Source organism: Flavobacterium sp. (genome assembly GCF_052437795.1).
Lineage (GTDB): Bacteria > Bacteroidota > Bacteroidia > Flavobacteriales > Flavobacteriaceae > Flavobacterium.
In genome coordinates this window covers 118,362-131,268 of sequence record NZ_JBQVPA010000004.1, presented here as the reverse complement: position 1 = coordinate 131,268, position 12,907 = coordinate 118,362, and the positions used below count along the sequence as shown (strand labels likewise).

General features: G+C 45.9%; 12 protein-coding genes and 3 tRNA genes. 2 read left to right on the top strand and 13 right to left on the bottom strand.

Annotated elements, in window-relative coordinates; all coding sequences use genetic code 11:
- Window positions 1-75: 75 nt before the first annotated feature.
- From ACT6R0_RS13255 to ACT6R0_RS13230, 6 genes are all read right to left on the bottom strand, one after another.
- Window positions 76-375, bottom strand: a complete 300-nt coding sequence (locus ACT6R0_RS13255; RefSeq protein WP_444654377.1) for a hypothetical protein — start codon at window positions 373-375, stop codon at window positions 76-78.
- A 174-nt stretch (window positions 376-549) separates the two neighbouring features.
- The gene (locus ACT6R0_RS13250; protein WP_444654378.1) at window positions 550-3,864 is read right to left on the bottom strand and encodes a T9SS type B sorting domain-containing protein; all 3,315 of its coding nucleotides are present in this window, start codon (window positions 3,862-3,864) and stop codon (window positions 550-552) included.
- A gap of 277 nt (window positions 3,865-4,141) precedes the next feature.
- Window positions 4,142-5,599: an FAD-dependent oxidoreductase gene (locus ACT6R0_RS13245; protein ID WP_444654379.1), complete on the bottom strand. Its 1,458-nt coding sequence runs from the start codon at window positions 5,597-5,599 to the stop codon at window positions 4,142-4,144.
- Between the two features lie 267 nt (window positions 5,600-5,866).
- Window positions 5,867-5,948, bottom strand: a tRNA-Leu gene (locus ACT6R0_RS13240).
- Window positions 5,949-6,003: 55 nt separating this feature from the next.
- Window positions 6,004-6,076: transfer RNA gene (locus tag ACT6R0_RS13235), tRNA-Lys, on the bottom strand.
- Window positions 6,077-6,103: 27 nt separating this feature from the next.
- Window positions 6,104-6,176: transfer RNA gene (locus ACT6R0_RS13230), tRNA-Lys, on the bottom strand.
- A 131-nt stretch (window positions 6,177-6,307) separates the two neighbouring features.
- Between ACT6R0_RS13230 and ACT6R0_RS13225 the strand changes: the two genes are divergently transcribed.
- Complete coding sequence (locus tag ACT6R0_RS13225; protein ID WP_444654381.1) at window positions 6,308-6,823, top strand: shikimate kinase; 516 nt, start codon at window positions 6,308-6,310, stop codon at window positions 6,821-6,823.
- Here ACT6R0_RS13225 and ACT6R0_RS13220 read toward each other — a convergent pair.
- Both ACT6R0_RS13220 and ACT6R0_RS13215 read right to left on the bottom strand, forming a co-directional pair.
- Window positions 6,820-7,317 carry a phosphoribosyltransferase family protein gene (locus tag ACT6R0_RS13220; protein ID WP_444654382.1) on the bottom strand — a complete coding sequence of 166 codons (498 nt, stop codon included), beginning with the start codon at window positions 7,315-7,317 and terminating at the stop codon, window positions 6,820-6,822. The genes ACT6R0_RS13225 and ACT6R0_RS13220 overlap by 4 nt on opposite strands.
- Window positions 7,318-7,349: 32 nt before the next feature.
- On the bottom strand, window positions 7,350-7,745 hold the full coding sequence (locus tag ACT6R0_RS13215; RefSeq protein ID WP_444654384.1) for an RNA-binding S4 domain-containing protein: 396 nt from the start codon (window positions 7,743-7,745) through the stop codon (window positions 7,350-7,352).
- Between the two features lie 80 nt (window positions 7,746-7,825).
- Between ACT6R0_RS13215 and ACT6R0_RS13210 the strand changes: the two genes are divergently transcribed.
- Entirely contained in the window at window positions 7,826-8,719 is an 894-nt protein-coding gene (locus ACT6R0_RS13210; protein WP_444654385.1) for an FKBP-type peptidyl-prolyl cis-trans isomerase, read from the top strand.
- Between the two features lie 125 nt (window positions 8,720-8,844).
- Here the strand turns inward: ACT6R0_RS13210 and ACT6R0_RS13205 are convergent, their stop codons facing one another.
- The 5 genes from ACT6R0_RS13205 to ACT6R0_RS13185 form a co-directional block, all read right to left on the bottom strand.
- On the bottom strand, window positions 8,845-9,801 hold the full coding sequence (locus ACT6R0_RS13205; protein WP_444654386.1) for a transketolase family protein: 957 nt from the start codon (window positions 9,799-9,801) through the stop codon (window positions 8,845-8,847).
- Between the two features lie 126 nt (window positions 9,802-9,927).
- The gene (locus ACT6R0_RS13200; protein ID WP_444654387.1) at window positions 9,928-10,776 is read right to left on the bottom strand and encodes a transketolase; all 849 of its coding nucleotides are present in this window, start codon (window positions 10,774-10,776) and stop codon (window positions 9,928-9,930) included.
- A 327-nt stretch (window positions 10,777-11,103) separates the two neighbouring features.
- A complete protein-coding gene (locus ACT6R0_RS13195; RefSeq protein ID WP_444654389.1) occupies window positions 11,104-11,286 on the bottom strand; it encodes a CsbD family protein in 183 nt (60 codons plus the stop codon).
- A gap of 77 nt (window positions 11,287-11,363) precedes the next feature.
- Window positions 11,364-12,398: a COX15/CtaA family protein gene (locus tag ACT6R0_RS13190; RefSeq protein WP_444654390.1), complete on the bottom strand. Its 1,035-nt coding sequence runs from the start codon at window positions 12,396-12,398 to the stop codon at window positions 11,364-11,366.
- Between the two features lie 96 nt (window positions 12,399-12,494).
- Window positions 12,495-12,854, bottom strand: coding sequence for a four helix bundle protein (locus tag ACT6R0_RS13185; RefSeq protein ID WP_444654391.1), 360 nt, complete (start codon window positions 12,852-12,854; stop codon window positions 12,495-12,497).
- Window positions 12,855-12,907: the final 53 nt, after the last annotated feature.

Below are 12,907 nucleotides of genomic sequence, written 5' to 3'. Positions count from 1 at the left end.
GAAAAACAAAAGGAGGCTTTTGAGCCTCCTTTGCCGAAGAATAAATTCTTCAAATCACCTTACTATATGCTTTTTCTATTTCACTTCATCTTTTATGAATTCACCTGTGCTTTTGTAAAAAGATGTAATATGCTTCCTTTCGTTGGAGAGTGACAGCCTAAAGCCGTCTTCTTCCGATATCCAGGCTTCATCCAGCAAAAAACCTTTATACCTTTTCGTCAGTGATCTCAATATGTCTGTTGGTACTGCTGTAATACCTATCTCTTTATAATCGCCCTGTGCGAAAGCCAGGGCCCTTTCTCTTTCATTTGACGTAGCGCCTGCATTTGCCGAAAGCGTCAGGATACTTATCATGGTAATTAACAACCGTTTCATATCGTTCAGCAATTACATCGTTACGATCAATTATATGAAATAATCGTACCATTTAGGATAGTACCTGTTTGGCGATTGTAAGTTGCTGAAAATTAAATGTTTTTTGGTTTTAGCTTTAAATGTCGAAATGTGGAATTCTACAACCTGCTGTAGAATTTCTACAGTTTTTCCACATTAACGCTTCATCGCAAAATGTCCCCTGTGCACTTCACCGTCATCCCGTGTAACCACAAACCAGTAGTCGGTAGAAGGGAGTGCCCTGCCGTTGTAAGTGCCATCCCAGCCTTCACTTTCGGGAGGGAATGATGTAATGAACTTGCCGTAGCGGTCAAAGATCTCGATCTCCATGTCAGGTTCAAGCATCGAGTAACGGATCCGCCAGGTATCGTTCACACCGTCGCCATTTGGGGTAAAGAATTTTGGATAATTGAGCAGGTAAAATGGTTGTATGGTAATGCCGCAACCATTCTTATCCCGTAGGTGCAGGTTATATATACCTGTCGCAAGGCCACCAAAATAAGGGCTGTCCTGATAATTTTCGCCATCAAGCGAGTATTCGTAATTTCCTGTACCTCCGGCCTGTATGGTTATGGAGTTGTGGTTATCGGACCAGTCGTCTGTATCAATAGCTATAATTTCCGGCAGTTGCGATGCGTTCACTATAATGTCGGTCGTCGTTGCGCATTCTACATTGCCATAAACCTTAGCTACAGACACCGAATAGACGCCCGGGGTTTCTACTTCTATAGAATTGGACGTTTCTCCGGTTGACCATTCATAGGAGTCAAAACCCGGATCGGCGGTCAGGGTGACCGGGCCGCTGCCAACGCATACATATACTTCCTGATCCATTGTAAGTTGTGGGTATTCTGAAACCTGTAGCCCAAATGGCACAATGTCGTGGCAGATGGTAATATAATTGTGCACCACCCTGGCATAAATGGTTTGCGGGTTGCTGGTGTTGGTATATAAAGTCGGCAACGGTAATGTCCCTGCATCAGCATCCTCGGGAGTAGTATGGTAGGTAACGGTATAAGCATCGGGGCTTTGGCCATCGAGCACCCCCGCATTTTGCGTAGAGAGGTCGAACTCGAACGATGCGGGCTGCCCGGGCTCGATGCATTGCATCATGTTCCCGGGGTCATGCGCCACAGCCAGTTCCGGCAGCAGGTTGATATTCTCTGTCCTGCGCCCTATGTGCCCGCATGCATCCTCTACCACGAACTGGTAAGAGCCTGTGGGGAGGTTGGTAAATATATTATTCGTTCCGTTATCTATAAAGAAGGGCAGGCCGTCCTTTTTATCGATACGGTATTGCAAAGGGGCCAGCCCTGTGGCTTCTATATAAATATCATCGGTATTGGGCAGGCACGAGATGTTGTAGATATTCTCGATGTTCACCCCGTCATAGTAATTGAAATCGCCAAGCACTTCATAACATAGTTTGGAAGAAGTCCCTGTTCCTACCGTTTCAAATGCTTTTACGATCCTGAACGACCCAAAATACAACAGGTTTATGGTAGTCTGGTTATTTGGCAGCGCCATCGAGTTTTCGTCAACCGGCAAAGTCCCTTCAGTATACACTATTCCGGTATCAGGATGGCCCCATTCGCCGGGTACGTCAGGATTTTCCCTTTGCAGCCAGTAACCGGGGGAGCCGGCAGATGTATCGACATCGAACATTTCTATGTTAAAGGAACTGCAATTGGGGTCGAATAAGAACGGTGTCCCACCCATGGGTAAATAACCTGTGATCGTTACCGACACTGTGCGTTGTATGCCGCATATATCTGTGCCGTGGAAAGTGTAGGTGCCCGCGGGGAGGTTGTCCATGTAGAAAAGCCCGCCTGGGGTTATGTTAGCAGAAACATCATAAGGCAGTGTATGTTCAAATGCATCCGGTGCTGCTATGACCGACAGTGCCGTAAGCCTTCCGTTACCGCTTGAAACCCTTGCGGCGCCTATTCCTACAGTACAATCGGCAAAAGCGGTAGCGGTAAAATCCTGCTCGGTAAATGCAGGGACCTCCACAATGATGTCTTCATAAAGGATCCCACAATCGTCAGTGAGGTTAAGGGTATAAAACCCCAGTGGGAGATCGGTGACCACAAGTGTTCCCGATCCATTTATGAAGCCTGAAACATTGCTTGGCAGCGCGGGAGTGTATGCCGGGGGTGCAGCGGTTATTTCGGCAAAAACCACCTCGCGCTCCGGTATTGACGCTATAATGCGGCCAAACAGGGAGTAGCAGCCATTATTGCGGCCGGTCGCGTTGGGCTCAGGTACAATATATTCTACAGTGAATGAATGTGTACCTGTCCTTCCGCAGGCATCGGTAACTACCGCAGTGTAATCGCCTTCGGGCACTGGCTGGCCTTCGCCTCCAAAAGATACCGGGCCTTCGCTGAATGGTCCGGGAAAAGATGTACTGAATGCCTGGGGATCAAAACCAGAAGGTGCTGTGGGGAATGCAAGCGTAAAAGGCGGCATGTAATTGGAAACGTCCAGTGTAAGGTAAAACTGCCCGCAGGGTATGGGTGGCAGGCTGTGGGTTATTTCCGGAAATGGGGTTACCGACATACCTGTATTACCGTACTGTATGCCACAGCTGTTCGTTACCTGTAGGTCGTATGTGTAGTCCTGTCCGGGTATTATGGGAAATTCATGCGAGAACTCTAATAGGGAAGGGGCTCCCGAATCGAAATGCATAATTTCGACAATGGGGTCGCCACCCGGCACATTGATCGTGTAGGTTATTGTGAGAGGATAGCTTATTACAGTTCCCGGAGGATAGGATATGGTATTGGTAATGCTCACTATATCACAATTACCGGAGAGCACTTCATTAAAAATAGGTGCCGAAACTTCCGGCTGGCCCGGGGTTATGACAAGTGTATAGGTGGTAACCACCGCCTGGCCGCAGTTGTTGAATACCCTGATGTTGTATTCGCCCGCCGGAAGATCATGAAATATATTTGAATCCTGTAACGGCCGTTGCACCGGACCTGAAATGATCTCGTATTGGGAAGCAATGCCACTAAGTGTTGTAATTTCTACCTGACCACCCGCAGAGCAGTTATGGGTAGACGAACTTATGCTGTAAGTTAAAGGGTTTATCTGATCTTGTATGACGACCTGGGTCTCCTGCAGGCTTGTGTCAAGGCCAAGGGTTTGCAGGGCAACTATGGTATAAGTCCCTGCGCTCAGACCGTCAACGGTAAGGTTTGGAGATGATGATATGGGAATGGACATATCAGGATCATGGTATACCGTGAACAGTAATACCGATCCGGGGATGGTATTTTGTGTAGCAAAAGTAAGCGTACCGTTACCGGGGCAGGTTTCGTGCCCTATTATAACGTCAAGGTTAAAGGCAGGAAGCTGGGCGTGAGTGGGTGATCCGACGATCATTAAAGCCGCACACAGCGTAGCTTTCATGAGAACATGATGTCTGTGGATCCAGGATATGAAGAATTGCTTAAGGCTCATAGCTGCATTATGAGTTGCTTTATTGTGACAATATTAACTAAAAAAGATTACAAAAAATGCAACAGTCAGATATTTTAACTAAATAAATCGGTTTGTTCTTAACAAATTTTTATTCAGAAATGGAAAGTGCACTTTTGAATTATATAACTAATCAGTAAACAGTTGGAGAGCAAAATGCCCTACTATTACAATTTTGTTTTTAAGTTATATTTTGTGAGAGTGTAGTGTGTTCGGGAAATAGTACCGCAATATCCGGATAAAATAAATATGCAGTATTTTATTTTTCTCTGTCCTTTTTCTTCAGGCAACGTCCTCTCGGTGAATCAGACTCATGGAGTACGATCTCAGAATGGAGGAATTCTGCTGCCCTTGCTGAATCTTTCACCTTAACAGCACTTCGGTTTGACATTTCTGCCTCAAATGCAGTTAGTACGCTTTTCCTAAGCCCGGCCTTTTTCCATTCGGAATTCCTGCAACCTCTCGCGATCGCCCTTGCCAGTAGTAAAGCGTCCAGTAGGGCCTGGTTCGCTCCCTGTCCTTTAAAAGGGCTCATTGGGTGGGCCGCATCACCAATAAGCGTTACAGGCCCTGCATTCGTTAGTAATTCATCGCTGAGCAATTCTCTGTCATATACGGGATATCCGGAGATCAGGGCTTCCGGCGTAGCTGCTATGATCTGCGGAATGGGATCGTGCCATTGGGTCCTGAGGCAAGCCTCCTCCTTAAGTGCGCGGGGTCCATTAGCGCTTAAACTTTTAGCCTCATCTTCCTGCATCGGGAAACTAAGTTGCCACATCACAGAGTTTGCCGTGTAAGGCATCACATAGATCCGCTCATTGCCATTGGCGGTCTGGAATACTGTTGCCGAATCGAGTAAGGGGCTGTCAATGCCTTTCAGGTCATTCAACTGGCAGATGCCTAATATCACGATGCAGTCCAGGTAGCGCAGGGGGGTGCTCTCCTCACCGATCAGTAACCTGCGCACTGCGCTGCGTATACCATCAGCTCCAACTACAAGGTCTGCTCTTGAGGTCTTCATTTCGCCGCCTGCGTAAAATGTTAGTTCAATGTCTTCGTCTTCATGTTCCTTAAGATCGGTTAACCGGTGATCCCATTGTATCGCATCACTTCCCCCAAGCTGGTCGACCAACGCCAAACGAAGGGATTGCCTTGCTATATGCATATTGGAACGCTTTGCAGGTATTGCAGCATCTGTTCGCAGCCATTTCCTCGCACCCCATTCGCCGATAACTTTTCCTTCGGTAGTATGTACAACATGCCTTGTTGAGATAACAGCTTTTTCCAATGAAACAATGCCTAAGCCAGCCATTGCCTTGCCGGCTTGTTGCAGGGTAAGTCCGTAACCCTGAGATCGCGCATGAAAGTCGCTGTCGCGCTCATATAGGCTAAAAGGTATACCGCGGTGCTGGCAGGCCACAGCCAGTGCTACACCTCCAATACCGGCTCCAATAATTGCTATGTGGGGGTATTTCTCGCTTTCTTGTACGGGCAATATGCCGGATACTAACCCCGTTCCCTTACATACCGGGCATGGGTATAAATGTCCTTTAGGCGGCATGGGTAGTATGCCTTCTCCTTTTGTTATTTCATATTCCTGTAAAGCTGTTTGGTATTGGATACGCTGTTTCCTGCTGATCCCTTTGCTTTTTTTGCCGTGTCCCTGGCATTCCGGGCAGGCTGTCCACCCCGCAACTGCATTATCTGCTTTTTTCATTGTTTATTATCCCATTTATGGCAGTTGTGTAAATTTAAGTAAATTATGCAATGCAGCTATTTTGGGCTAATACTAAAGTGTGGGATAAAAAAGTATAATTTTACAAACCCGAGCTATTTTTAGACGCCTTTGAATGTGGCTGGGCTGGACGGAACATTGACAAATACTTGTCTTAATAGCAACACAAATAATGTCGGAACAATGTCGGGATTATTTTAAAGAAAAATCGGAACAATCAATGTTTACTGACTATTCCGATTAAATTTGTGACCACGATGGGATTCGAACCCATACGCCTTGCGGCACCACCCCCTCAAGATGGCAAGTCTACCAGTTTCTCCACGTGGCCAATATAATCTCAAATAAAAAAAGTTAAGCTTGCAGTATTGCGGCTTAACTTTTTGTGACCCGGCTGGGATTCGAACCCAGGACCCCATCATTAAAAGTGATGTGCTCTACCAGCTGAGCTACCGAGTCGTTGCATTAGGAAATATAAGGTCTTTGTGACCCGGCTGGGATTCGAACCCAGGACCCCATCATTAAAAGTGATGTGCTCTACCAGCTGAGCTACCGAGTCAATAAATTCATTCCCTGAATGCGGGTGCAAATATAAGGATGTATTATTAATTATTCAAAGCGAAATTATTATAAATTTGAGTTTTTTTCGATTAAATTATTCAATGCCTTAATTTGTAAGGCTTTATTGCTATGAAGAAGATACTCTTGTGCGGATATATGGCTTCGGGAAAGTCAACCATCGCCCAATTATTGGGTAAAACGACGGGTTTAAAGGCATTTGACCTTGACGAAATAATTCAAAAAAAGGCCGGAAAAACCATCGCTGAGATCTTTGCAGCATATGGGGAGATAAAATTCCGAAGGCTTGAACATGAAAATTTAAATGAACTGATGCGTACTGATGATGGCTTCGTCCTCAGCCTCGGTGGCGGTACGCCATGCTATGCCAATAATCATCTTTTCCTGCAGCAGGATGATGTGGTGTCAGTTTACTTAAAAACTAGCATAGAGGAGCTTATATTTCGACTGAAGCGGCAGGGTGGAGGAAGGCCGCTGCTGGATAACCTGGCCGCTGACGAGATGCAAGAATATGTGGCCAAGCATTTGTTTGACCGCAGCTATTATTATCACCAGGCAAAACACGTAATTGCTACAGATGGCAAAAGCCCAGAAGATATCGTTAACCAAATAATGAGCCTGTACTAATCCTCAAGGTACGCACACTGCTCATTTTCGGTCAGGACGACCTGTACGCGCTCTCGTAGGGATGTAGATAATGAGAGCCCCTTAAAATCGGCTTTTACAGGGTATTGTTTGTGATTGCGGTCTACCAGTACAGCCGTCTTGAATTTCTTTAGCGGTACATCTAGAAAATGCTTTATCCCGTAAATGAGTGTAGCCCCGCTGTTCAGCACATCGTCGATCAGTACAAGCGATCTGTTTGTATATTCTGCCGGGGTAAGCGATGTCTCGATCTCATCCAGCGGATTGTCCTTGTTGATCCTTACTTCGCAAAGCGTTACTTCAAACGGTGCTATTTTCTTAAGTTCGGTGGCGATCATCTGCGTAAATAAGTAGCCGCTGTTAGCTATGCCCGCCAACACAATTTCATTCTCGTCTGGAAACGTTTCATATATCTGGTAGGCAATGCGCCTCGTTTTATGGGCAATTTCCTGTTGGGTAAGAATGATGTTTTTCATGGGATAATGCTATTAAAAGTGTATGGTGATCATTAGTTTTCATCTGGTCCGATAACGTCATCAAAGTCATCACCGTAGTCGTCCAGGTCGCGTCGGTCTTTTTTGGTAGGCCTGCCGGTCCCTTTGGCACGGTAATGTTCTTTGGTCAGGCGCAACATTTCCAGGTGTTCAAATGATTCCTGCGGGGTCTCATCCTTACGGTAAATGTCTACCAGTTTTGGCCCTACGCGGCTCTTGGGTATGTCGAGCACGGCCAGGATGTAGTTTATCTGGTCGCGGCGCACGGTTATCTTATCCGATGGGAATATATCCCTCGATGCTTTAGCCTGTTGCCCGTTAACTGTAACATGTCCTTTTTGTATGGCCTGGGTGGCAAGGCTGCGGGTTTTGTAGTAGCGTGTACACCACAAATATTTATCGATCCTCATACTAATTCCTAAAAATCGTTGTTATAATACCATACAAAAATAAAGGAAAATTGTATCTTGCGCCATTAAAAAAAATTAAAATGAACAGAATTTCTAAGGCTTTCTGCCTTGTGTCCTTACTCACGATATTTGCAGCCTGTAAAAAGGACGACGGTGCCAATGTAGCCCCGCCAAGGGACTATACAGTGCAATATGCCACAGAGAAAGTTGAGATAGAAGATTACCTGAAAACACATTATATTACTGTAGATGCTAACTTTGATGTTGTTTTTACCAAGATACAGACCGGAGGTACCCAAACCTCGATCTGGGATCAAACCCAATACCCTCTCCAAAGCAAGATCGTAAACAGCAATAATGTTGACTATACTGTTTATTATATAGTATTGAGCGAAGGCATTGGCCAGTCGCCGACACGTGCTGATAACGTACTTACCGCTTACAGGGGCATCTTGCTCGACGGTACACAGTTCGACTATACACCTTTCCCGCAAACACAGTCGCCGCTTATTTCGTCGATAGAAGGATGGCAGGAGATCATTCCGCTATTTAAAACCGGTGAGTATATTGACATCCCTAATAGCCCGGACCCGCCTTCGTTCCAAAACTTTGGCTCCGGTATCATGTTCCTTCCTTCAGGGCTTGGTTACTATAATTCAGGTCGAGGACTTATTTCTGCCTATGATTCGCTGATATTTACCTTTAAGCTGTATGATCTTGAATATACCGACCTTGATGGTGACGGGATCCTTAATAAAGATGAAACCGTTCCGGGTACAGATATTGATGATTATGATACTGACGGTGACGAAGTGCCAAATTATAAAGATGCGGATGATGATGGAGATGGTTATTTCACTAAAGATGAGATCACGATACCTAATTCAGATCCTGTTGAATACTATGAATTTGACGCAATACCTACGTGCAATGGCGGTACCTTGAAAAAGCATTTAGACCCTTCCTGCCATTAATGACCAGGATATATAAATAACGATCCCGATGTTGTAAAAGGCATCGGGATCTTTGTTTATTACAAGGCAATAAAAAGGTCCCGCTCATTTCTAAGCGGGACCTGGTTTATAGCAATGCGGAGAATTTATTTCTTCCTCCTGATCACTTTCTCAGCGGCTTCAACGATCGCCTCATTGTTTAGCCTGTATTTTTCCATAAGCTGGTCCGGTGTGCCCGATTCGCCAAAGCTGTCATTCACAGCTACGAATTCCTGTGGCGCCGGGTGGTTTAGCGACAATGTGCGTGCCACGCTTTCGCCAAGGCCTCCGAGGATATTGTGCTCTTCGGCAGTTACTACACAGCCGGTTTTGGCAACCGACTTCAGTATCGCTTCCTCATCAAGCGGCTTAATAGTGTGAATGTTGATCACTTCCGCAGAAATGCCTTTTGCCTCCAGAGCCTCAGCGGCAACAAGTGCTTCCCAAACCAGGTGGCCTGTAGCAATGATAGTTACATCGGTGCCTTCATTCAGCAATACGGCCTTCCCGATAACGAACTCACCGCCATCTGGTGTAAAGTTTGGTACTGCCGGCCTTCCGAAACGCAGGTAGACCGGTCCGTGGTGCTTAGCGATCGCAGTGGTTGCGGCTTTTGTCTGGTTGTAGTCGCATGTATTGATAACCGTCATTCCCGGAAGCATCTTCATAAGGCCGATGTCTTCCAGTATTTGGTGGGTCGCACCATCCTCACCCAGGGTAAGCCCTGCGTGCGACGCGCATATTTTTACGTTCTTGTCAGAATACGCTACCGACTGGCGGATCTGGTCATAAACCCTTCCGGTAGAAAAGTTAGCGAACGTTCCTGTAAACGGTATCTTTCCCCCAATGGTCATACCCGCAGCCATGCCTATCATATTGGCCTCGGCAATACCCACCTGGAAGAAACGCTCCGGGTGGTTCTTTTTAAAGTCGTCCATTTTTAGCGACCCGATAAGGTCGGCACAAAGGGCAACCACATTTTCATTGGTTTGTCCCAGTTCGGTAAGGCCTGCGCCAAAACCCGAACGTGTATCTTTATTTCCTGTATTTGTGTATTTTTTCATGAAATATTTCAGATTGTAGATTTCAGATTTCAGATTGAGCTTCACTCTCGATCTTTAAAATTGTAACGGCATTGCCGGCATGAGTGAAGCTCAATCTGAAATCTGAAATCTGAATTCTTAAATCTATTAATAGTCACCAAGTGTTATCACGTTCTGTGCGAAGGCAAGCTGCAGCTGGTCGTCGTTTGGCGCCTTTCCGTGCCATGCGTGCGTATGCATCATATAGTCAACGCCATTGCCCATTTCAGTGTGCAGCAATACGCAAACCGGCCTTCCTTTGCCTGTACGGTCTTTGGCTTCGGTCATGCCTTTGATGATGGCTTCGATGTCATTCCCTAAAAGGATCTCGACCACATCCCATCCAAAAGCAGTGAACTTGGCGTTCAGGCTGCCCATTGGAAGCACTTCGTCGGTAGGCCCGTCGATCTGCTTGCCGTTCACGTCGATCGTAGCGATGATATTATCCACTTTATAAGCCGATGCATACATGATGGCTTCCCAGTTTTGTCCTTCCTGAAGTTCACCGTCGCCGTGAAGGCTGTATATTAGGTGATCATCGTTATTAAGCTTTTTTGCCTGTGCCGCGCCAAGGGCAACGCTAAGCCCCTGACCAAGCGATCCCGAAGCGATGCGTACGCCCGGAAGCCCTTCGTGGGTGGTTGGGTGGCCCTGGAGCCTTGAGTTGATAAGGCGGAAGGTGGCAAGTTCTGATACCGGGAAGTAGCCGCTGCGTGCCAGTACGCTGTAAAATACAGGCGAAATGTGTCCGTTGGAAAGGAAGAAGATATCTTCATTGATACCGTCCATGTCAAAGCCTTCTTTGCGGTCCATCAAAACCTGGTAAAGGGCTACGAGGAATTCGGTACAGCCAAGAGATCCGCCTGGGTGGCCCGAATTCACGGCATGCACCATGCGCAGGATGTCCCTTCTTACCTGTGTAGTTAAGTCGTTAAGTTGTTGTGTGTTAGGTTTCATTTGCGAAATTAAAATTAAACTTGCGCAAAAGTACTTTTAATTTTCCCGATTGGCAAATTAATTTGGGCGTGCCGCCTCTGTTTCCCTCAGGCGTCGGGCCATCCGCTCTATCTGCTCCGTGCCTCCGCAGGATGCCGCTTCTGTCCCTCACGCAAACATCACCCGGTCGGATATAAACAGGAGTTAAGAGTAGCTTTTAAGATTCGAGTGTAGCTCGGTCTGAGATCTCTGAGGTCTAAATAAGAGCATAAAAAAAACTGTTCGATAAGCGATCACGCCCATAGAACAGTTTCGGAATATGTGGTACGTTTCTCCTGAGGGAAAAGGCTATTGGAACAAAGAGAGTATCTCTTTCTTGGCCTTGCCTATTTTCTGCTCAAGTTTTCCCCACATTTCATCTTCTTTGCCTTCCTCATAGGTAACATCGTCATCCGTAAGTTCAGCATATTTCTGTTTCAGTTTTCCTTTGAATTCGTCCCAGCCACCCTGGATCTCAGTTGAATTTGGCATGATTTGTATTTTTGTTGTTTTCTGTTTAGTAAAATTACTAACCGTTTTGCCAAATTGGTGATAAGGAAATTATAAAGCTATGCTAAATGTTTTCTCCTGCTCTCAAGTATCATATAGAACTGTACCCCGAACAATACAGATGCCGTTACGAGGTGCACGCTCTGCATGCCGAAAGGGAAGTCAAGGTAGTACATCGCAATACCCGAAGCGATCTCTGCCGCCAGCAGCCACATTACCCAGGTAGTTTTGGAATAGCCCAGGTTCAGCTTCCTGTTGCGCAGGTATAGCCACAGGTTGATCCCGAACACCACGAACGAGAACGTGCGGTGGAAGTAAAACGCTACCAAAGGGTTATCCAGAACGAGGTCCATGTTCTCATACCCCAGCATTTTTACACGCTCGTCCACGAACTGGCGCACCTGGGTGCCCAGCACTACCTGCACCAATGTGAGCGCAAGGGAGATCCATAATAAGGTTTTAAAAAGCCTGTCCTGCTTGAGTACGGGCAGGTTGGCTGAAGGGTTCTTTGCTTTGTCGAGTATGTACAGGATAAGCCCGGCAATGACCAGTGCCATTACCATGTGTATCGTGATCTTTACGGGATTGAGTACGCTATACACAACTGTAGCTCCCAGCCATGCCTGGAAGCCCATCAGGAATACGCACAGCCACGAGAGAAATATAATGCTTGATCTGGTTTTCCTGAATGCTGACACCGAAAGTACTGCCATGCCAAATACCGCCATGCCCGCCAAGGCGCCTGCAAGCCTGTTGATGTATTCTACCCATGTATGTACCGGGTTGAACTCGGCATAGTCATGCTTAGTATACATTTCCCAGTTACTGCCCTCATATTCGGTTCCGGTGGTAAAAGTTTCTTTTGCCACCCACAGCTTTTCATCCTTAATGATCACCTGCCCTTTGCTGAACTCGTGGTTGGCCGACCATTGCAATTCTGAAATATCAGTAGGGGGTATATAGTAGCCAAAACACCTCGGCCAGTCGGGGCAGCCCATTCCAGATCCGGTCATGCGTACGAGCGCACCCGCGACGATCACGAGGTAAACAAGGATTAATGATATTTTCGTTATGCGGGTAAAATTTGTTTTCATAGTCGCAAAGTTACAAAGTAGCAGTGTCGCAAAGTTACAAAGTAGCAGTGTCGCAAAGTCTTTTTAGCTCCACTGTTTCCGAAAAAATGATGACAATCATAATGTCCCTTTTATTTTAGAAATGAAGGAGCTTAGCATCCTTTCAAGTTCACGGCTGTCGCTGTAAATATCATTAAGATCAGTTTCATTTATGTATTCCAGATCGTAGGCGATTTCAATTTGTGTTTGAAATTCAAATAGTGACCCCATAGCAATATTTAAAAAGCGGTGATAGTCTTTATTTGTACCCCTACCATAGCCTTCTGCAATATTGCTTGGTATTGAAACCGAACATCTTTTTAGCTGTGAGGTTAAAGCAAACAATTCTTCTTTCGGAAATTTACTTGTTTTCTTGTAGCACTTAGTAACAAGTGCCATTGCTTTCTGCCAAATCATAAGGTCTCTGAACGTTTTCATAATTTTAATTTAGTATTAGTTATTAGATTACTAATTTAAATTTTACAACAATT